At 59.1% G+C, this 19,476-nt stretch carries 18 protein-coding genes and 1 pseudogene; 12 read left to right on the plus strand and 7 right to left on the minus strand.

What is annotated here, in order from left to right; translation table 11 throughout:
* Positions 1–94 precede the first annotated feature (94 nt).
* Genes ftsX through ftsY form a run of 3 tightly spaced genes read right to left on the minus strand, consistent with a single transcriptional unit; the run spans position 95 to position 3,362 of the window.
* Entirely contained in the window at positions 95–1,120 is a 1,026-nt protein-coding gene (gene ftsX / locus ACWKV9_RS16605) for a permease-like cell division protein FtsX (RefSeq protein ID WP_483837220.1), read from the minus strand.
* Positions 1,117–1,788, minus strand: coding sequence for a cell division ATP-binding protein FtsE (ftsE, locus tag ACWKV9_RS16610; RefSeq protein ID WP_483837221.1), 672 nt, complete (start codon positions 1,786–1,788; stop codon positions 1,117–1,119). Before ftsE ends, ftsX begins: the two co-directional genes overlap by 4 nt.
* On the minus strand, positions 1,785–3,362 hold the full coding sequence (ftsY, locus tag ACWKV9_RS16615) for a signal recognition particle-docking protein FtsY (protein WP_483837222.1): 1,578 nt from the start codon (positions 3,360–3,362) through the stop codon (positions 1,785–1,787). Before ftsY ends, ftsE begins: the two co-directional genes overlap by 4 nt.
* Positions 3,363–3,665: 303 nt before the next feature.
* On the opposite strand from ftsY, the gene ACWKV9_RS16620 reads away from it, so the two are divergent.
* From ACWKV9_RS16620 to ACWKV9_RS16645, 6 genes and pseudogenes are all read left to right on the plus strand, one after another.
* On the plus strand, positions 3,666–5,021 hold the full coding sequence (locus ACWKV9_RS16620) for a M16 family metallopeptidase (protein WP_483837223.1): 1,356 nt from the start codon (positions 3,666–3,668) through the stop codon (positions 5,019–5,021).
* Positions 5,014–6,531, plus strand: coding sequence for a M16 family metallopeptidase (locus ACWKV9_RS16625; RefSeq protein WP_483837224.1), 1,518 nt, complete (start codon positions 5,014–5,016; stop codon positions 6,529–6,531). Before ACWKV9_RS16620 ends, ACWKV9_RS16625 begins: the two co-directional genes overlap by 8 nt.
* Positions 6,531–7,148 carry a 16S rRNA (guanine(966)-N(2))-methyltransferase RsmD gene (rsmD, locus tag ACWKV9_RS16630; protein ID WP_483837225.1) on the plus strand — a complete coding sequence of 206 codons (618 nt, stop codon included), beginning with the start codon at positions 6,531–6,533 and terminating at the stop codon, positions 7,146–7,148. The genes ACWKV9_RS16625 and rsmD overlap by 1 nt, the downstream gene beginning before the upstream one ends.
* A 116-nt stretch (positions 7,149–7,264) precedes the next feature.
* The gene (locus ACWKV9_RS16635; protein ID WP_483837226.1) at positions 7,265–8,275 is read left to right on the plus strand and encodes a hydrolase; all 1,011 of its coding nucleotides are present in this window, start codon (positions 7,265–7,267) and stop codon (positions 8,273–8,275) included.
* A 166-nt stretch (positions 8,276–8,441) separates the two neighbouring features.
* Positions 8,442–9,183, plus strand: a pseudogene (locus ACWKV9_RS16640) (AzlC family ABC transporter permease).
* Positions 9,180–9,503, plus strand: a complete 324-nt coding sequence (locus ACWKV9_RS16645; protein WP_483837227.1) for an AzlD domain-containing protein — start codon at positions 9,180–9,182, stop codon at positions 9,501–9,503. The pseudogene ACWKV9_RS16640 and the gene ACWKV9_RS16645 overlap by 4 nt, the downstream one beginning before the upstream one ends.
* Positions 9,504–9,618: 115 nt before the next feature.
* Here ACWKV9_RS16645 and ACWKV9_RS16650 read toward each other — a convergent pair whose 3' ends face one another.
* From ACWKV9_RS16650 to ACWKV9_RS16660, 3 genes are all read right to left on the minus strand, one after another.
* On the minus strand, positions 9,619–10,473 hold the full coding sequence (locus ACWKV9_RS16650; RefSeq protein WP_483837228.1) for a sulfurtransferase: 855 nt from the start codon (positions 10,471–10,473) through the stop codon (positions 9,619–9,621).
* A 62-nt stretch (positions 10,474–10,535) separates the two neighbouring features.
* Positions 10,536–11,207, minus strand: coding sequence for a TetR/AcrR family transcriptional regulator (locus tag ACWKV9_RS16655; protein WP_483837229.1), 672 nt, complete (start codon positions 11,205–11,207; stop codon positions 10,536–10,538).
* Positions 11,208–11,279: 72 nt separating this feature from the next.
* A complete protein-coding gene (locus ACWKV9_RS16660) occupies positions 11,280–12,476 on the minus strand; it encodes an MFS transporter (protein WP_483837230.1) in 1,197 nt (398 codons plus the stop codon).
* Positions 12,477–12,567: 91 nt separating this feature from the next.
* Here ACWKV9_RS16660 and ACWKV9_RS16665 point away from each other — a divergent pair, with 91 nt between their 5' ends.
* The 6 genes from ACWKV9_RS16665 (at position 12,568) to ggt (ending at position 19,046) form a co-directional block, all read left to right on the plus strand.
* Positions 12,568–14,007 (plus strand): coniferyl aldehyde dehydrogenase, encoded by a 1,440-nt coding sequence (locus ACWKV9_RS16665; RefSeq protein WP_483837231.1) that lies wholly within the window; start codon positions 12,568–12,570, stop codon positions 14,005–14,007.
* A gap of 136 nt (positions 14,008–14,143) precedes the next feature.
* On the plus strand, positions 14,144–14,689 hold the full coding sequence (locus tag ACWKV9_RS16670) for a twin-arginine translocation pathway signal protein (protein ID WP_483837232.1): 546 nt from the start codon (positions 14,144–14,146) through the stop codon (positions 14,687–14,689).
* A 36-nt stretch (positions 14,690–14,725) separates the two neighbouring features.
* Positions 14,726–16,318 carry a GMC family oxidoreductase gene (locus tag ACWKV9_RS16675; RefSeq protein ID WP_483837233.1) on the plus strand — a complete coding sequence of 531 codons (1,593 nt, stop codon included), beginning with the start codon at positions 14,726–14,728 and terminating at the stop codon, positions 16,316–16,318.
* 73 nt (positions 16,319–16,391) lie between these two features.
* Positions 16,392–16,871 carry a pantetheine-phosphate adenylyltransferase gene (gene coaD / locus ACWKV9_RS16680; RefSeq protein ID WP_483837234.1) on the plus strand — a complete coding sequence of 160 codons (480 nt, stop codon included), beginning with the start codon at positions 16,392–16,394 and terminating at the stop codon, positions 16,869–16,871.
* Positions 16,872–16,972: 101 nt separating this feature from the next.
* Positions 16,973–17,224, plus strand: coding sequence for a YfhL family 4Fe-4S dicluster ferredoxin (locus ACWKV9_RS16685; RefSeq protein WP_483837235.1), 252 nt, complete (start codon positions 16,973–16,975; stop codon positions 17,222–17,224).
* Between the two features lie 79 nt (positions 17,225–17,303).
* Positions 17,304–19,046: a gamma-glutamyltransferase gene (gene ggt / locus ACWKV9_RS16690; protein WP_483837236.1), complete on the plus strand. Its 1,743-nt coding sequence runs from the start codon at positions 17,304–17,306 to the stop codon at positions 19,044–19,046.
* Here the strand turns inward: ggt and ACWKV9_RS16695 are convergent.
* The gene (locus ACWKV9_RS16695) at positions 19,028–19,366 is read right to left on the minus strand and encodes a multidrug transporter (RefSeq protein WP_483837237.1); all 339 of its coding nucleotides are present in this window, start codon (positions 19,364–19,366) and stop codon (positions 19,028–19,030) included. The genes ggt and ACWKV9_RS16695 overlap by 19 nt on opposite strands.
* Positions 19,367–19,476: the final 110 nt, after the last annotated feature.

The raw sequence follows: 19,476 nt of genomic DNA on the forward strand, positions 1-19,476 counted from the left end.
CACTGCGAAATTGACCGGGGACCGCTAAACAAGTTCCCTGAGCTGAAAAGTCAATAGATGAAACAAAATATACACGGAAAAACTGAACGATAACTTAACGAGGTGCCAGCTCTCTTAAATGGCGCGCCACTGCAATCCACGCACCGATATACCCCAACAGCACAGCCCCAAGCAAGAGAGAAAGACCGTCCGCGGTAGGCACGCCAGCCAGCGAAAAGTTGCTGCCATACAGCCCCGCCAGCCGGACCACTGACTCGTTCAACCAGTTCAAGCCAAACGCCAGCACACCCCAGGACAAAACCCCTGCCCCCAGGCCATACAACGCGCCCATATAAAGGAAGGGCCTGCGAACATAGCTGTCAGTACCACCCACCAGTTTGATGACTTCGATTTCCGTTCGACGGTTCTCGATGTGCAGACGAATGGTGTTACCGATAACCAACAACAGCGCGGCGACCAATAGCAAGGTCAGCCCGAAAACAAATCGGTCGCCAAGCTTCAAAATTGCGGCAAGCCGCTCGACCCAGACCAAATCCAGCTGAGCCTGCTGAACCTTGGGCAATTCGGCCAGACGCGTACGTAACGCCTCCAGCGCGGGTTTGTCAACTTCATCAGGCGTGACCACCACAACACCCGGCAACGGGTTTTCCGGCAATTCCTTGAGCGCCTCACCCAGCCCAGACTGCTGCTGGAACTCTTTGAGCGCCTGATCACGGCTGATGTACTGCGCATCGGCAACGCCAGGCATGCCTTTGATCTGGCCAACCAACGCGTCACCCTCATTGGGGGACGCATCCAATTGCAGATAAAGCGAAATCTGCGCAGCACGCTGCCAGGACCCGCCCAGCCGCTCGACATTGCTCAGTAGCAACGACAAGCCCATCGGCAGGCTCAGCGCAATGGCCATGACCAGACAGGTAAAGAAGCTGCCGATCGGCTGCTTGCCCAAACGGCGCAAGCTGTCGATCAGGCTTGAACGATGCGCTTCAATCCAGGCATGAAACAGGGTGCCGAAATCGGGACCGTCGTCTTCGTTGCGCTGTTTTTTCTTCTTCGGGTCAGGCTCGCCGGCTTTGGGCGCGACGCGCTCTGACACCTTAGGGCTGCGTGTGGCACTCATGCGCCCGCCTCCCCATCACCGATCAATCGACCGCGTTGCAGCGTCAGCATGCGGTGGCGCATGCGTGCGATCAGTGCCAGGTCGTGACTGGCGATCAGCACGCTGGTGCCCAGACGGTTGATGTCTTCGAATACGCCCATGATTTCAGCGGCCAGTCGTGGATCGAGGTTGCCGGTGGGCTCATCCGCCAGCAACAAGGCCGGGCGGTGAACGATGGCGCGGGCAATGCCGACGCGCTGCTGCTGACCTGTGGACAAGTCACCGGGGTACAGCTCGGCTTTATCCGATAGCGCCACACGCTCAAGGGCAGAATCCACTCGCTTGACGATTTCAGGCTTGGACAAGCCGAGGATCTGCAACGGCAACGCGATGTTGTTGAACACCGTGCGGTCGAAAAGCAGTTGGTGATTCTGGAACACCACTCCAATCTGGCGGCGCAGGAAAGGAATTTGCGCGTTGCTGATTTGACCCAGGTCTTGCCCCGCCAACAGCAATTTGCCGGAGGTTGGACGCTCCATTGCCAATAGCAAACGTAGCAATGTACTTTTGCCAGCGCCGGAATGGCCGGTCACGAACAGAAACTCGCCACGACGCACGCGAAAGCTCAGTTCATGCAGGCCGACATGACCATTGGGATAGCGTTTGGCAACCTGCTCGAAACGAATCATGGGCGCTCCCGTTCCGCGAACAAGGCCTGAACGAAAGGCTCGGCCTCGAATGTGCGCAGGTCGTCGATACCTTCGCCGACACCGATGTAACGGATCGGCAGACCGAACTGCTTGGCCAAAGCGAAGATAACCCCACCCTTGGCCGTGCCATCGAGCTTGGTCAGCGCAAGGCCGGTCAAATTGACGGTCTGATTGAATTGCTTGGCCTGATTGATCGCGTTCTGACCTGTTCCTGCATCCAGCACCAGCAGCACTTCGTGGGGCGCATCAGCATCAAGCTTGCTGATGACGCGGCGCACTTTCTTCAGTTCTTCCATCAGGTTGTCTTTGGTATGCAGACGCCCGGCGGTGTCAGCGATCAGCACATCGATGCCGCGGGCCTTGGCGGCCTGCACGGCGTCGAAGATTACCGATGCAGAGTCTGCGCCCGTGTGCTGGGCAATGACCGGAATACTATTGCGCTCACCCCATACCTGCAGCTGTTCAACTGCCGCCGCACGGAATGTGTCACCCGCCGCCAGCATGACTTTCTTGCCGTCTAGCTGAAGCTTTTTCGCCAGTTTGCCGATCGTCGTGGTTTTGCCCGCGCCATTGACGCCCACTACCAGAATCACGAACGGTTTGTGCTCGCTCTTGATTACCAGCGGCTGCTCAACCGGCTTGAGCATCGCAGTCAATTCGCCCTGCAGAGAAGCGTACAACGCGTCGCTGTCGGTCAACTGCTTGCGGGCGACCTTTTGGGTCAGGTTCTTGACGATCAAGGTTGTGGCTTCGACGCCAACATCAGCCGTTAACAGACGGGTTTCAAGCTCATCGAGCATGTCGTCGTCGATGGCTTTTTTCCCGAGGAACAGGCTGGCCATGCCTTCGCCAAGACTGGCGCTGGTTTTCGACAGGCCTTGCTTGAGGCGGGCGAAAAAGCCGGGTTGTTTGGATTCGGCAGTTGCAACGGGCGCCGCAACCACAGGGACTGAAGGTGGCTCGACGAGCGGCGCCGGGATGACAGGTGCAACCACAGGCTCGGGCGTCGCAGGTGTTGGCGCTGGTGTGACTGCCGCCGCGACAAACGCAGGCTCGGCAATTGGAGGCGGGTTTTCGACAGCGGGCAACGGCTCAATGGCAGGCGCCACCTGGGCCGGGGTCACGGCAACCGGCGGTTGTACAGGCTCTGTGGGAGCAACATCAATGGCCGCCTCGACATGGGAGGCCGTGTGCGCGGGGATTGGCGGCGTGACATGGGGCGCACGCTCATCGGTCAGGGCAACCGGCTCTTCAGCAACCGGCAGCTTAAGCCACGGCTGAGCAGCAGGGGCTTGAGAAGCGATGTGCTCGGCCACCGGGGCAGACTCGATCGGTGTGGTAACCGGCACGACGGGCTCAGGCGCGGTTGCCGGGGCAATCGGCGGCTCAGCAACGACCGGCGTCTGTTCAACGACAGGTTCAGGCGCTGCTGTGGATAAGTCTTGGGGCTGATCGGCGACGGTTTCCTGCGGCTTTTTGCGCAGCCATCCGAACAGGCCTTTCTTCTCGCCAGCCGGGGCTGGGGTCTTCTTGTCGTCGTTGGAACCAAACATGGAGGACGGCTATCTCACGGTAGCGACGCGCCAGAGCGGCGCCTCTGAAAAATTCTATGGATGCGAAACAGACTGCTTTTATGTCGGCTTGTTCATCTGTTGGCTGAACGTTATCAACCGCAAAACCGCTTCGCAGCCTTCGGCAGCTCCTACAGGATCGCGTCGGCTGGACGATTTTGCGGTAGTCCGATTCCTAAGCTGATGTCTTAGTCGTAGTCGGCAAGCAAACCGGCCGCTATCCTAACACCCCCGCGCCCGCCAGCGCTAAGTTCGCGCTGGCCGCTTCGAAGGTTCCGATTACGAATGAATGCTCTAGCCCGCTGCGCCGCAGGCCTGCTGCTCAGCACGATTTGTCTGCCCTTGACAGCTTTGGCAGCCGACCCGCAACCCACTCATGAATTCACACTGGATAACGGCCTCAAGGTCGTCGTGCGCGAGGACCATCGTGCGCCCGTGGTGGTTTCGCAGGTCTGGTACAAAGTTGGTTCGAGCTACGAGACCCCGGGCCAGACCGGTTTGTCTCACGCGCTTGAACACATGATGTTCAAAGGCAGCTCCAAAGCAGGCCCCGGCGAGGCGTCGCTGATCCTGCGCGACTTGGGCGCCGAAGAAAACGCCTTCACCAGCGACGATTACACCGCTTACTACCAGGTTCTGGCCCGTGATCGTTTGAGCGTAGCTTTCGAGTTGGAAGCCGACCGCATGGCGACATTGCGCCTGCCGCCTGAAGAATTCAGCCGCGAGATCGAAGTCATCAAGGAGGAGCGCCGCTTGCGCACAGATGACAAGCCAAATTCCAAGGCTTACGAGCGCTTCAAAGCCATGGCCTACCCCGCCAGCGGCTATCACACGCCGACTATCGGCTGGATGGCGGACCTTGATCGCATGAGCGTTCAGGAACTGCGCCACTGGTACGAATCCTGGTACGTGCCGAACAACGCCACGCTGGTGGTGGTCGGCGATGTGGAACCCGATGAAGTAAAGGCCCTGGCCGAACGCTGGTTCGGACCGGTACCTCGCCGCGACGTGCCTCCCGCCAAGAAACCGCTGGAGCTGGCCGAACCCGGCGAACGCCAGATCACTATTCATGTGGCCACGCAGATGCCAGGCTTGATGTACGGCTTCAACGTACCGAGCCTCGCCACCGCCGAAGACCCGCGCATGGTCAATGCTCTGCGGTTGATTTCAGCCCTGCTCGACGGCGGCTACAGCGCACGCATTCCTTCGCGCCTGGAACGAGGGGAAGAACTGGTGAGCGGCGCATCGTCTGATTACGACGCCTTCAGCCGCGGCGACAGCCTGTTCACCATTAATGCCACGCCGAATGCGCAAAAGAAGAAGACGCTTGCGGACGCCGAAGCCGGAATCTGGCGCCTGCTCAACGAGCTGAAAACCAAACCGCCGTCCAAGGAAGAGCTTGAGCGGGTTCGCGCCCAAGTCATTGCAGGCGTGGTGTTCGAGCGTGATTCGATTACCAGCCAGGCGACTACCATCGGTCAGCTGGAAACGGTCGGCCTGTCGTGGAAATTGATGGACGACGAGCTTGAATCGCTGCAAAGCGTCACCCCAGAGGACATCCAGAAGGCGGCTCGCACGTATTTCACCCGCGAGCGCCTCGCCATTGCGCATGTTTTGCCTGAGGAGAAAGCCCATGAGTAAGCGCAACGTGACACCACAAGCGCGACCGCGGGCCACTGCATTGCTGATCGCCATGACGCTTGGCCTGTTCGGCGCGACCTCGGCTTTTGCCGACAGCGCACCTGAGGCGACAGCACCTGCTGCAAGCGCAGAGCAAGCGCCCGTCAAACCGGCCAACACGCTCGAATCACTGAAAGAACTTGACGGCAAAGCACCGGCGCGCCGTGACCTGAACATCCAGACCTGGCAAACCGCCGAAGGCGCCAGGGTCATGTTCGTCGAAGCCCATGAATTGCCAATGTTCGATTTGCGACTGATCTTTGCCGCTGGCAGCAGTCAGGATCAAAAGACCCCCGGCATCGCGCTGATCACCAACGCCATGCTTAACGAAGGCGTTAAAGGCAAGGACGTCAGCGCCATCGCTGAAGGCTTTGAAGGGCTGGGAGCTGACTTCGGCAATGGCTCCTATCGCGACATGGCAGTGGCGTCGCTGCGCAGCCTGAGCGCGACGGACAAGCGCGATCCGGCGCTGAAGCTGTTCTCGGACGTTGTAGGCAAGCCGACGTTTCCGACCGACTCACTGGCGCGGATCAAAAACCAGTTACTGGCCAGCTTCGAATACCAGAAACAGAACCCAGGAAAGCTGGCGGGCGATGAGCTGTTCAAGCGCTTGTACGGCGATCACCCGTATGCCCACCCTAGTGACGGCACTGCCAAAAGCATCACGCCGATTACTGTTGCTCAACTAAAAGCCTTTCATGCCCGGGCCTATGCGGCGGGCAACACCGTGATCGCGCTGGTCGGCGATCTGTCACGCAGCGAAGCTGAGACAGTCGCCGAGCAGGTTTCATCGTCGCTGCCCAAAGGCCCGGCGCTGCCGAAAATGCCGCAGCCTGCGGAACCCAAAGCGGTTGAAACCCATATCGAGTTCCCGTCCAAACAGACGCACTTGATGCTGGCCGAATTGGGCATCGACCGCGCCGACCCCGATTACGCTGCCTTGTCGCTGGGGAACTCGGTGCTGGGTGGTGGTGGTTTTGGCAGCAGACTGATGACCGAAGTCCGGGAAAAACGCGGGCTGTCCTATGGCGTATCCTCAGGGTTCACGCCCATGCAGGCGCAAGGCCCGTTCATGATCGGGCTGCAAACCCGTGCCGAGCTGAGCGATAACACGCTCAAGCTGGTCAAGGACATTGTCCGTGACTACCTGGCCAACGGCCCCACCCAGAAAGAATTGGACGACGCCAAGCGCGAGCTGGCGGGCAGCTTCCCGCTGTCGACCGCGAGCAACTCGGCAATCGTCGGGCAACTGGGCGCTATTGGCTTCTATGGTCTGCCACTGAACTACCTTGAAGACTTCATGCAGCAGTCGCAAAGCCTGACCATCGAGCAGGTCAAAGCTGTCATGAACAAGCACCTCGACGCCGACAAGCTGGTGATCGTGACTGCCGGGCCAACCGTCCCGCAGAAGCCTCTGCCACCGCCCACTGACAAACCGGCCGAGCAACCGCTCGGCGTTCCGGAGCATTAATGTCTACTAACCAGCCGCCCCGCATTCATAAAGGGCACAAAATCCATACCGGTCTTGGCCATCTGCGGATTATCGGCGGCGAGTGGCGCAGCCGTCGTCTGAGCTTCCCCGACACACCAGGCCTGCGCCCCACACCGGACCGCGTCCGGGAAACAGTCTTCAACTGGCTTGCTCCCTACATTGCAGGCGCCCGCGTGCTGGACCCGTTTGTCGGCAGCGGCGCGCTGTACCTCGAAGCGCTGTCCCGTGGCGCAACCATGGGCCTGGCGCTGGACAGCAATTCGGCCGTTGTGTCGAACCTGCGCGAGCATCTGGGTACGTTGCGCTGCACAGTTGGCAAAGCAGCCAAGGACGATGCACTGCGCTATCTGGAGACTCAGGTCGCCGAGCAGTTCGACGTGGTCTTCCTTGATCCGCCGTTTCACCAGAATTTGCTCGTCCCGGCGTGCACCTTGCTGGAAGAGCGCAACTGGCTGGCGGATAACGCGTGGATCTACACTGAAAGCGAGACGGCGCCGTCCACATTGGGGCTGCCGGGTAACTGGCGTCTGCACCGCGAGAAAAAGGCCGGACAAGTGCATTACGCATTGTGGGAAAGAAGCGTAACTGCGGGCTGACGCATCCCTGTAGGAGCGAATTCATTCGCGAGGCAATTAGCCTGACGCGTCGCCTCGCCAACAAGTCGGCTCCTACAGACCGAATGCAAATCCCTGAACTGCCACCGGAGCTACGCGTGCCAAGCTTCTGCACCAAACCCTTCAAACCCGCCACTGGCCTGGGCAACCCTCACTTGCAGACCTTGTGGGGCCCGCTCTGGCGCAAAACCGTTCATCTTGAGCGCAGGCGTGAACGGATGTGGCTGGACGATGGCGATTTTCTGGACATGGACTGGCACGGTCCTCACGAAGCGCACATTCCGTTGGTGCTAGTGCTGCACGGCCTGACCGGGTCCAGCAATTCCCCCTACGTCGCTGGTCTGCAACAGGCCATGGCAACCAAGGGCTGGGCCAGCGTGGCGCTGAACTGGCGCGGATGCTCGGGCGAACCCAACTTGCTGTCACGCAGCTACCACTCAGGTGCGAGTGAGGATCTGGCTGCGGCCATCGCCCATCTGCGTGCAGCTCGCCCTCTCGCGCCGCTTTACGCGGTGGGCTATTCGCTGGGTGGCAATATTTTGCTCAAGCACTTGGGCGAATCCGGACTGAACAGCAATCTGCAGGGCGCCGTGGCCGTGTCGGTACCGTTCCGGCTGGACGAATGCGCGGACCGAATAGGCCAGGGCTTTTCCAAGGTCTATCAGCGGCATTTCATGCGCGAAATGGTGGGCTACATCAAGGACAAGCAGCGGCGCTTCCAGCACGAAGGGTTGAGCGAAGGGCTGGCAGAACTTTCAGCGTTGGGTTCGCTGGAGAACATGCGCACGTTTTGGGACTTTGATGGCCGGGTGACCGCGCCGCTTAACGGTTTCCTGGACGCGCAGGATTACTACCGACGCGCGTCCAGCCGCTACTTTCTGGGCGAAATCCGCACGCCGACCCTGCTGATCCAGGCGCTAGACGATCCTTTCGTGTTCAAGCACAGCCTTCCCGAAACGTCAGAGCTGTCAGCGAGCACCGAGTTTGACCTGCAAAGCCGAGGCGGACATGTCGGATTTGTCGACGGATCGATCAAAAACCCCACGTATTACCTAGAACGCAGGATTCCGGCCTGGCTGCTGGATGTGCACGGCACCCCACTGTCATAGGAGCGCGCTTGCCCGCGATTGCTTTTTGTCAGTCACATATTTTTGGCTGACGCACCGCAATCGCGGGCAAGCGCGCTCCTACAAGAGGTCGCCGTTGCCCATGCACGATCATTCCAGACAGCCGGTAATCACTCGCTTAACATGCGTGGCATAAGGAGAAACTCCCATGTCACGCAGTCAAGTCTTCGTTCGCGGCCTTCGCGACAGTGTGCCCATGCTGGTCGGCATTGCGCCCTTCGGCATCATCTTCGGAACTCTGGCTGGCGTCTCAGGCCTGTCGTTATGGCAAGCGGTCGGGATGTCGCTGTTCGTCTATGCCGGCTCAGCGCAGTTCATCGTCATCAGCCTGATGGGCGCTGGCGCCAGCGCCGTGGTGATTCTGCTGACCACCTTTATCGTCAACCTGCGCCACTATCGTCAACCTGCGCCACGTCCTCTACAGCGCAACCTTGCAGCCCCAAGTACAAGGGCTGCCCCAGCGCTGGCGCCTGCTGTTGGCGTTCTGGCTGACTGACGAAACCTTTGCCGTGGTTCAGCGTTTTTACCTGGTGCATGGCCGCACGCCACTGGCGCATTGGTATTGGCTGGGTGTGACCAGCGCGTTATATGCCTGTTGGGTGAGCAGTTCGCTGGTGGGCGTGTTGTTCGGGCAAGCGGTGCCGGACATGGCGAGTTGGGGGCTGGAGTTCGCGATGCTGGCAACCTTTATCGGCATCGTCGTGCCGCTTTTGCGCAATCGGCCGCAGATCGCCGCAGCATTGGCCGCTGGCGCCGTGGCGCTGATGACCTACACCCTGCCCTACAAGCTTGGATTGATGGCCGCAGCGTTCAGCGGCATCGCGGTCGGGGTCGTGCTGGAACGCTGGCGAACCCCTGAAGATGCGTCAGGTGGGGAGGTGAGTTCGTGAGCTATTGGTGGCTGATATTGGGGATGACCGCGATTACCTTTTTGATGCGCTACAGCCTGTTCGCCTGGCCAAACCTGCGCTTCCCGCCCGTGGTGCGCCAAGGCTTGCATTACGTGCCGACGGCTGTGCTGACTGCCATTGTGGTGCCAGGCATGTTGATACCAGATGGCGAGCATTGGCAGATGACGCTGGATAACGCGTATCTGCTGGCAGGCATCGTGGCGATAGCGATTGCCGCATTCAGCCGGAATCTGTTGGCGACCATCGGTGGCGGTCTGTTGGTGTTCTTCTTGTTGCGCTGGGGGATGGGGCAGATTTGAAATACGCAAAAGTCGACTGTAGGAGCGGGCTTGCCCGCGATTGCAATCTGACCATGACGCATTTGTTGGCTGATAAATCGCATCGCGGGCAAGCGCGCTCCTACAGGGTATTTCGTTACTCGCCGGTCGCGACTTCACGCGCAGGATCGGTAATCCACTCGCTCCACGATCCGGCATACAGCCCGCCCAACGGGTAGCCCGCCAGGCACAGCGCGAACAGGTTATGACAAGCCGTCACTCCCGAGCCGCAATAAGCCACCAGCTTGTCCGGCGACCGCCCAGCCAGCGCTTGGGCAAAGCGCTGCTTGAGCTGCTCAGCGGGAAGAAACCGTCCATCAGCCCCAAGGTTATCCGTGAAAGCTGCGCACTGCGCGCCCGGGATGTGCCCGGCAACCGGATCGATCGGCTCGACTTCCCCCCGAAAGCGCGCGGGTGCCCGTGCATCGATCAACGTCAGCTCAGGTTGCCCCAATCGCTCCTGCAGCTCTTGAGCCGTCAGTACCAGCGAGTCATCGGGCTGCCCGCTGAAAAAGCCCTGCTTATGTGAGGTTGAATCCAGGCTCAGCGGCAGACCCGCTGCGTGCCAGGCTTTCAAGCCGCCGTCGAGAATGAACACGCCGTCGCGCTTGCCCAGCCACGCCAGCAACCACCACGCCCGGGCGGCAAAAGCGCCGGGGCCGTCGTCATACAGCACGATATCGCTGTCGTTGTTCACGCCCCAGGTTTGCAGGCGTTCGATCAACGCCTGTGGATCGGGTAGCGGATGGCGGCCTGTCACGCCTTTCTTGATCGCGCCACTCAGGTCATTGAGCAAGTCAGCGTAGGAGGCGCCCTCAATGTGTCCTTCTGCGTAGCTACGTTGGCCGTAGTCCAGGTCTTCAAGAGAGGAACGACAATCGAGAATCACCAGCCCGGGTTGTTGTTGGCGCTCGGCCAATTGTTGTGGGCTGATCAGTTGCGCGATGGACATGATGGGCTCCTGCTGGCAATCAAAAGGGGATCATTGGTTCGACATGAACAGATAGACAAGCTTCAGGACGCTTCCTCCAATGCCTGAGTCAGCGGCACGTAAAATTCTTGGCACAAAGCGTCCACAGCATCTCGCGCCTGCGGGGTGACATAGGCCGTTGTCAGCGCCAGCACTTGGTATACACCCCGGCGAATGGCGTTTTCGCTCAGGAATGCGGCGTTTTCCCGCAGAGTGCAGAGAAAACGGACCCACGAGGTGAGGATGATCCACGCATTGAGCGTCAGCGACTCGATCTGGATGTTGTCCATGTCCAGGATATTGGCTTCGACAAACCCGCCAAAAATCGTCATAGCCTGGATCAGACAATGCTGCGAGAAACGTCGGTAGCGCGCAGCAAGCTCAGGGTCGGCTTCAAGCAGATGCTCAAGGTCGCGGTGCAGAAATCGATAACGCCACATGCAGTCGAGAATGGCCATCAGGTAATGGCGCTGGTCTTCGACAGTGGGCAGACGCCCCTTGGGCGGGTGCAGAAAACTATCCACCAGGGCTTCATATTCGGTGAACAACTCGGCGATGATCGCCTGCTTGTTGGGGAAGTGGTAATAGAGATTGCCTGGCGAAATCTCCATGTGGGCGGCAATGTGGTTAGTACTCACGCTGCGCTCGCCCTGCAGATTGAACAGTTCGAGACTGTTCTGCACGATGCGTTGACGGGTTTTGATGCGTGGGGCCATGTTCAGCTCTGAGGTCCAGATGTAACCGCGTATTCAGGATCTTAACGCAAGCGTCTGCCAGGAGTGCAGCCATCATCCATCGACCGACGCAGCATTCCGGGCTTTGAACATGAGCGTTACGCTGACTCCGATTATGCAGGTCAGTGACGCCAACCCGATAATGACTCCACGCAAACCCATGGGCGCCGTCAGCAGTGCTACCAGCAAACCGGCCAACGGCTGCGAAACATTGTTGAGCAAGGTAATAACGCCCACGGTTTTGCCGAAATCCTTCACCGGAATTACCTGCTGACGAACGCTGCGAATGTACACGTTGAACATCTTGTCGAAGCCGACGATCAACAGAAAACCGAACACGTAGCCACTGAGCGTAGGGCTTGTAGCGCTGATTAATGCGCCGAGCACAATAAGCGAATAGGAAGCGACGCCCAGCAGCTTGAGGGGCAGATCAAATCTGGCGAGCACCATCAGAATGGCGATTGTGACCCCGGCGCCCAGTGCCTGCAGCAGCGCATAGTGGTCTTTTGATTCACCAAACGAGCCGACCACCATGGCCGCCGAAGTCGCTAATGTAACGCCGATCATCAGGTTTACCCCGACCGCCAACGTAATGATTTTCTGCAACTGCGGCGTGGAGGAGATATGCCCGAAAGCGATTTTGAGCGGTTTGATCCAGGCACCGGGATGCTGCTCGAAGCGCGGCAATACAGCAGTGCTTCGTTTTTTCCAGAACCACATTGCCATTTCTGCCAGCATAAAAAGACTGGCGACACCGATCACAACTGCGTGCCACGTCCATACTTCCAACAGTAAAGCTGCCACCAGCGGGCCCAAAACCAGTCCGCTCTGGTCGGCGATTTGTGAGTACGACAGGGTTTTGGCGTAGCGGTATTGAGCAAAGATGTGGGGCATGACCACTTCTCTTGCCATGATCCCCTGCGTCGTCAACACACCGCACACTGCCGACAGGATCACCAGCCAGTAAATGCCCTCGAACACGCCATTCAAGAGCACGGCGGCGACGCAGGCCACAGCGCGATAAATCTGACTGATCTGCAAGATCTTGATAGGCGAAAACCGGTCGCACAGCGCGCCGCAGATCGGGAAGGCCAAATAGCGCGGCAGCGACTCAATAAAAAAGGCCAGCCCAGCCAGGGATGCACTTTCAGTGGTCTGGTAGACGATCAGCGGCACGATAAACAACAGAATCTGATCGGCCAGACGCGATAGAAACAGGGAAAAGAAGAACGCGAAATAATCCGTGCGCATTGAGAATCCATGTCTTCGGGTAGCGTAGGACATTGACTTTATAGAGCACTGACTCTAGAAAAGGCCTACAACTCAAAAAGGAACCGCCAAGATGCCTGCCGAGTCCGCACGCTTGCAAGCCCGAGCGCCGCAAGAACCTCATATGCACACGCTCGAACAGGTATTTGCCAAGCAACGCCAAGCGTTTTCGGCCAATCCAATGCCGGTTGCAGCACAACGATTGCAGTGGTTGAAGACGCTTCGTACGCTGCTCAGTGAAGAAAGGCAGGCGTTGATCGACGCCATCAGCGCTGACTTCAGCCACCGAAGCCCCGATGAAACCCTGCTCGCCGAGCTCATGCCCAGCTTGCACAACATCCATTACGCCAGCTGCCATTTGAAAAAATGGATGAAGCCATCGCGGCGCAAGGTGGGTCTGGCGTTTCAGCCAGCGTCGGCAAAGGTCATGTATCAGCCTGTCGGCGTGGTGGGGGTCATCGTGCCGTGGAATTACCCGCTGTTTCTGGCAATCGGCCCGCTGGTAGGCGCGTTGGCGGCGGGCAACCGGGTGATGCTCAAGTTGAGCGAGTCAACGCCGGCAACGGGAGAAGCGCTCAAGCGATTATTGGCTAAGGTCTTCCCGCAGGACCTGGTCAGTGTGGTTCTGGGAGAAGCGGAGGTCGGCATCGCGTTTTCGAAACTGCCGTTTGATCACTTATTGTTCACCGGCGCCACCAGCATTGGGCGGCATGTGATGCGTGCTGCGGCCGAGAATCTAACGCCGGTCACGCTGGAGCTGGGTGGAAAATCGCCCGCAATCGTCTCCCATGATGTTCCGCTCGAGGACGCTGCCGAGCGTATCGCCTTCGGCAAGACGCTGAACGCAGGGCAAACCTGTGTGGCCCCGGATTACGTGCTGGTACCCACAGATCGGGTGGATGGATTCGTCGAGGCCTACAAACAGGCAGTGTTGAGGTTTTATCCGACGCTTGCGGACAACCCGGACTACACCGCTATCATCAATCCCAGACAGGTTGCCAGGCTTGAAAGCTATCTCGTCGATGCTCGCAGCAAAGGCGCGAAGGTCATTTCGCTGTTTGCTAATGGCCAAGGTCGTCGCATGCCGTTCAGCCTGTTGCTTAACGTCAACGACGACATGACCGTGATGCAGGACGAGATATTCGGCCCGCTCCTGCCCATCGTGCCGTATGACCGCATCGAACAAGCATTTGACTACATCAATCAACGCCCTCGCCCATTGGCGCTGTACTACTTTGGCTACAACAAAGCCCAGCAACAGCGCGTGCTGGAACAAACGCATTCCGGCGGAGTTTGTATAAATGACACTTTGCTGCACGTCGCACAGGATGACTTGCCCTTCGGCGGAATCGGCGCTTCCGGCATGGGCCACTATCATGGTCATGAGGGTTTTCTGACGTTCAGCAAAGCCAAAGGCGTGTTCACCAAACAACGTTTCAACGCCGCCCGGCTGATTTATCCGCCGTATGGGAAGGCGATTCAGAAGATGATTTACCGATTGTTTATCCGATGACGCATCGGCACATGTGTAGGAGCGCGCTTGCCCGCGAAAGCGTCAGGCCTGGCAGATTGGAGTTGGATGTACACCCCCAATCGCGGGCAAGCGCGCTCCTACAATAAGTTTGGCAATAATAATAAAGATAAAAGCGATGATCGACCCACTGCTCCAAACCCCAGGCATGTCACGCCGGGAGGTACTGAAAATCGGCTTCTGCGCCAGCGCATTCCTCACCACCGCTGGCGTGACGGCAAGCCTGAGCGGATGTTCCAGCGGCACCGCGGCTAACGGTTTCAGCGTGCTGCGTGACAGTGATTTGTCCTTTCTACGAGCGCTGATCCCGGTGATGCTGGACGGCAGTTTGTCGGGATCGTCGCCAGAGACAGCAACCGACGCAACACTGCACAGTGCCGATTACACCCTTGCCCACTTGTCCCCAGAAATGCTCAAACTGACCCAGCAACTGTTCGACGTACTGGCAATGACGATCACCCGAGGGCCGTTGACCGGGATTTGGGGCAGCTGGAAAACCGCCGATGCCGCAGACATCCGTCACTTCCTGCACCGCTGGGAAAACAGCTCGCTGGACCTGTTGCGCATGGGCCACAACGCACTGCTGCAACTGGTGATGATGGCCTGGTACAGCCGCGCCGAGTCCTGGACGCAGTGCCAATACCCCGGCCCGCCGAAAGTCTGAACGTGCTTGAAAAACAATAACGAGCAACGAGGTGTTATGCCTGTTCCCGATATATTCCGTGAAGGCCTGGCCCGCGGCTGGAAAACCTACGACGGCTCAAGGCTTGATCAGGACCTCACCCTGGAGGCCGACGTCGTGATCATCGGCAGCGGCGCGGGCGGCGGCACCACCGCAGAAATCCTCAGCGCCGCCGGGCTCAGAGTCCTGATCGTCGAAGAAGGGCCGCTCAAGACCAGCACCGATTTCAAGATGCTCGAAGACCAGGCCTACGCCAGCCTGTACCAAGAGGGTATCGGCCGGATGAGCAAAGACGGCGCAATCACTATCTTGCAGGGCCGGGCGGTGGGCGGGACGACGTTGATCAACTGGACGTCGAGCTTTCGCACCCCTGCGCAGACGCTGATGCACTGGGCCGACGTTTATGCCGTCAAAGGTCACAGCCCGGCCGAGATGGCGCCGTGGTTCAACAAGATGGAAAAACGCTTGGGCATTGCGCCCTGGCTCATGCCACCGAATGCCAACAACGATGCCGTGCGCAAAGGCTGCGAGCTGTTGGGATACAGCTGGAGCGTGATCCCGCGCAACGTGCGCGGATGCTGGAATCTGGGTTATTGCGGCATGGGCTGTCCGACCAATGCCAAGCAGTCGATGCTGGTGACGACGATTCCCGCCACCCTGGAAAACCACGGAGAGCTGCTGTATCTGGCGCGAGCCGAGCGACTGATCCTCAAGGACGGCAAGGTGCTGGGCGTGGAGTGTGTGGCGATGGACGAGCGGTGTGTGGCGCCAACCGGTCGAAAAATCAACATCAAGGCCCGACACACGGTGTTGTCCGGCGGAGGGATCAACACCCCTGCGCTATTGATGCGTTCCAAGGCGCCAGACCCTAATCAGCGCTTAGGCAAGCGCACGTTTTTGCACCTGACGAGTTTTTCGGCGGCGCAATTTGATGAGGTGATCAATCCGTTCTACGGCGCGCCACAGTCGATATATTCCGATCATTTCCAATGGATCGATGGCACCACCGGGCCAATGGCGTACAAGCTGGAGGTTCCGCCGTTGCAACCCGCTCTGGCCAGTACGCTGCTGGGCGGCTTCGGCCAGGAGAACGCTGAACGCATGGCGCAGCTGCCTCATACGCAGATGATGCTGGCACTGATGCGCGATGGCTTTCATCCCGACAGCGTGGGCGGTGAAGTACATCTGCGCGGCGACAGCACACCCGTGCTGGATTATCAGGTGTCGTCCTACGCCTGGGATGGTCTGCATCGGGCATTTCACAGCATGGCCGAAATTCAGTTTGCCGGTGGCGCAAAGAAAGTCATGCCGCTGCATGGCGATGCGCGCTATGTGACAACGTTGGCCCAATCGCGCGCCTTGATCGATGGGCTGAGGATGGAGATTTTCCGAACAAGGTTGGGCAGCGCTCATGTCATGGGCGGATGCGCGATGGGCGAAGACCCAAGCCTTGCGGTTGTAGACAGCCTGGGTCGCCATCACCAACTGGAAAATCTGTCCATTCACGACGGCTCGCTGTTCCCCACCAGCATCGGCGCCAATCCGCAATTATCGGTGTACGGGCTGACGGCGCAGCTGTCAGCGGCATTGGCCGGACGGCTTGAGGCCTGATGCTCCGGCTTTCCCGACCGAAGCGGCTGCGCTACCATCCCAATCCCCAACGGACTCCGACCAGGACGACGCGATGAACCGAGTTTTGTATCCAGGCACCTTCGACCCGATCACCAAGGGCCACGGCGATCTGGTCGAACGCGCCTCGCGCCTTTTCGATCAAGTGGTCATTGCCGTGGCTGCCAGCCCGAAGAAAAGCCCCCTGTTTTCACTGGAAGAGCGCGTGGAGCTGGCGCGCGAAGTCACCAAGCACTTGCCCAATGTAGAGGTGATGGGCTTTTCCACATTGCTCGCGCATTTTGCCAAGGAGCAAAACGCCAACGTACTGCTGCGCGGCCTGCGGGCAGTGTCAGATTTCGAATACGAATTCCAGCTCGCGAACATGAACCGCCAGTTGGCACCGGACGTCGAAAGTCTTTTTCTTACGCCGTCTGAACGCTATTCGTTCATTTCATCTACGCTGGTCAGAGAAATCGCAGCGTTGGGCGGTGATATCAGCAAATTCGTACATCCGGCCGTGAAGCAGGCTTTGAGCGAGAAATTCAAACGCTGAAGGTATTGCGTCGACGCCTGGGTGCATCTGGAACACTAATACGGCACAATTCGCTGCATTAGTTTTCATATGCCTCGGCGTCGACCGTGGCTGGAGTATCCATGTCCCTGATCATCACCGACGATTGCATCAATTGCGACGTCTGCGAACCCGAGTGCCCGAACGAAGCAATTTCTCAAGGTGAGGAGATCTACGTGATCAATCCGAACCTGTGTACCGAATGCGTCGGCCACTACGACGAGCCACAGTGTCAGCAGGTCTGTCCTGTCGATTGCATTCCACTGGATGAAAACCACGTGGAGAGCAAAGAAGAACTGATGACCAAATACGAGATCATTACAAAGAAGGTTTGACTGAAGGTCCCCCGTCGGCATCCGCGCTTTCGCCGAAGACACTGGCATCACTGCCATTTTCGAATTAAGCGAGAGACGCATGACGCTGAACCTCAAGCAGATTTCTTCGTTTACCGGCGCACTGTTGCTGATGTGCGCATTGCTGGCCCAGGCCAGCCCCGACCATCCTGATCAAGCCTCCATTGCCACCGCACACCCTCAGGCGACTGCCGCCGGTCGGGAAGTGATGATTGCGGGCGGCAACGCCTTCGACGCAGCCGTCGCCATCAGTGCAGTACTGGCGGTCGTCGAGCCCTATGCCTCCGGCCTGGGCGGCGGCGGGTTCTTCCTGCTGCGCCAGGCCGGTGAACCCACGCAATATCACTTTCTCGATGCGCGAGAAAAAGCCCCGCTCAAAGCCACGCAGACCATGTATCGACGCAACGGCATCGTGCAGCCTGATCTGTCGCTCAATGGACCGCTGGCCGCGGCAATTCCGGGGTTACCGGCAGCCTTGGTCGAATTGGCAGAGCATTACGGCAAGTTGCCACTGAACGTTTCCCTGGCCCCCGCCATTCGCATCGCCTATGAAGGCTTTGCCGTGGATGACATTTACCGGGAGCGCGCCAGCTGGCGGCTGTTTGCGTTACGCACCCATCCGGAAAGCGCTCGGTTGTTTCTGCGCGGCAATAACGTGCCCGCTCTGGGCGAGATCATCAAACAGCCTGAACTGGCGGCAACGCTGGACCGCCTGGCCGACAAGGGTCGCGACGGCTTTTACGGCGGTCTCACGGCGCAAGCCATGATCAACAGCGTACGTGCCGCAGGCGGTATTTGGGGCTTTCATGACTTCGAGCAATACGAGGTCGTTACCCGCCAGCCGTTGCGCTTTGTGATGGCCGATCAACGTGAACTGATCACAGCTCCGCCGCCCTCCGCTGGCGGTATTGCGCTGGCGCAGAGCCTGTTCATGCTGCAGCAACTGCCCTGGCGCGAATCGCAGAAAGTGCAGCGAGCGCATTACGTGATTGAGGTGCTGCGCCGCGCCTACAGGGATCGAATGCTGTTTGGCGATCCGGACTTCGTGCCCAACCCGCTGGCGCAAGTGCTGGCCCCCGATTACCTGATGCAACTGGTCACCAGCATCGATCCGCACGTGGCGACACCCAACAACACGTTGCCGCCGGCTCCACGCTGGCGTGAAGGCGATAACACCACCCATTTCGCAGTGCTGGATCGCGATGGCAATGCCGTTGCGGCCACGCTGTCGGTGAATCTGCCGTTCGGTTCGGCGTTCACCGTGCCGGGCACGGGCGTGGTGCTGAACGATGAAATGGATGACTTTGCGGCCAATCCGGATTCCGGCAATGGTTCGGCGGTCAGCGGGAGCCATGCCAATTCAATTCTGCCTGGCAAACGGCCGCTGTCGAGCATGAGTCCGAGCTTCATCGAGAGCCCGCGTGGGTTTGCCGCGTTTGGCACCCCGGGAGGCAGCCGAATCCCCAGCGCGGTGTTGCTGTCGATGCTGCAATATCTGGATGAGCAGCCGGTGGCGAGCTGGGCGGCGGTCCCCCGCTATCACCATCAATACCTGCCGGATGTTCTGGAATATGAGCCGGCCGCGTTTACTGTCCAGGAGTTGGCGGACTTGCAGGAACGCGGCTACCGACTCAAGGAGATCAAGCGGCCATATGGCAATCAACAGGTGCTGTTCTGGAACAAGAACAATGCCAGAACGGAGGCCGCGAGCGATCCTAGAGGGATAGGGGTTTCAATGGTGTTTCGCCCAGACGTCCCGCAAAGGGTAGTCAGGACGTGTGCAGGTCACTCCTGCTCGCCGTAACTGTCACCGGTGCAGCCCAGGCATCGCACGAACGCTGCTCTTGCGGGATCGACCACCAACGCCTTGCCAGTCCTGCCGATACCGCCTCCAGTGGCAGTGAACGGCAGCGCGATCACAAACAACCCTGCGCCGACGACGGTGGCGACGATCAACAGGGGCCGGGCGATGACCAGATCGGCCATCATCGCGAACGCGGGCGGATTTTGAATCTGGTACACCGGATCACCGCTGCCGGTGGCTTCGGATTGAGCGAATGCAGGGGTCATCTGCAAGCCGAGGAACAGCGCCAGACTGGCAGCGAGAATACGAAACGGGCTCATGGCGTGATCCTTCAGGCTCAGCGGTGGGTGATGGTGTCACTATAAACAGGGATTGGGGTTGTGCAAGGGGACCGTTGGCCGCCTTCGTTTAAAGCAACGACGTACTCGGT

The organism is Pseudomonas corni (assembly GCF_057128765.1).

What these genes read in the sequence shown, in the direction of transcription:
- coaD (WP_483837234.1), top strand. Translation starts at nt 16,392, where the DNA reads ATGAACCGAGTTTTGTATCCAGGCACCTTCGACCCGATCACCAAGGGC.
- ACWKV9_RS16655 (WP_483837229.1), bottom strand. Translation starts at nt 11,207, where the DNA reads ATGGCCCCACGCATCAAAACCCGTCAACGCATCGTGCAGAACAGTCTC.
- ACWKV9_RS16660 (WP_483837230.1), bottom strand. Translation starts at nt 12,476, where the DNA reads ATGCGCACGGATTATTTCGCGTTCTTCTTTTCCCTGTTTCTATCGCGT.
- ACWKV9_RS16675 (WP_483837233.1), top strand. Translation starts at nt 14,726, where the DNA reads ATGCCTGTTCCCGATATATTCCGTGAAGGCCTGGCCCGCGGCTGGAAA.
- ACWKV9_RS16665 (WP_483837231.1), top strand. Translation starts at nt 12,568, where the DNA reads ATGCCTGCCGAGTCCGCACGCTTGCAAGCCCGAGCGCCGCAAGAACCT.
- rsmD (WP_483837225.1), top strand. Translation starts at nt 6,531, where the DNA reads ATGTCTACTAACCAGCCGCCCCGCATTCATAAAGGGCACAAAATCCAT.
- ACWKV9_RS16650 (WP_483837228.1), bottom strand. Translation starts at nt 10,473, where the DNA reads ATGTCCATCGCGCAACTGATCAGCCCACAACAATTGGCCGAGCGCCAA.
- ftsX (WP_483837220.1), bottom strand. Translation starts at nt 1,120, where the DNA reads ATGAGTGCCACACGCAGCCCTAAGGTGTCAGAGCGCGTCGCGCCCAAA.
- ftsE (WP_483837221.1), bottom strand. Translation starts at nt 1,788, where the DNA reads ATGATTCGTTTCGAGCAGGTTGCCAAACGCTATCCCAATGGTCATGTC.
- ACWKV9_RS16685 (WP_483837235.1), top strand. Translation starts at nt 16,973, where the DNA reads ATGTCCCTGATCATCACCGACGATTGCATCAATTGCGACGTCTGCGAA.
- ACWKV9_RS16620 (WP_483837223.1), top strand. Translation starts at nt 3,666, where the DNA reads ATGAATGCTCTAGCCCGCTGCGCCGCAGGCCTGCTGCTCAGCACGATT.
- ACWKV9_RS16670 (WP_483837232.1), top strand. Translation starts at nt 14,144, where the DNA reads ATGATCGACCCACTGCTCCAAACCCCAGGCATGTCACGCCGGGAGGTA.
- ftsY (WP_483837222.1), bottom strand. Translation starts at nt 3,362, where the DNA reads ATGTTTGGTTCCAACGACGACAAGAAGACCCCAGCCCCGGCTGGCGAG.
- ACWKV9_RS16625 (WP_483837224.1), top strand. Translation starts at nt 5,014, where the DNA reads ATGAGTAAGCGCAACGTGACACCACAAGCGCGACCGCGGGCCACTGCA.
- ggt (WP_483837236.1), top strand. Translation starts at nt 17,304, where the DNA reads ATGACGCTGAACCTCAAGCAGATTTCTTCGTTTACCGGCGCACTGTTG.
- ACWKV9_RS16695 (WP_483837237.1), bottom strand. Translation starts at nt 19,366, where the DNA reads ATGAGCCCGTTTCGTATTCTCGCTGCCAGTCTGGCGCTGTTCCTCGGC.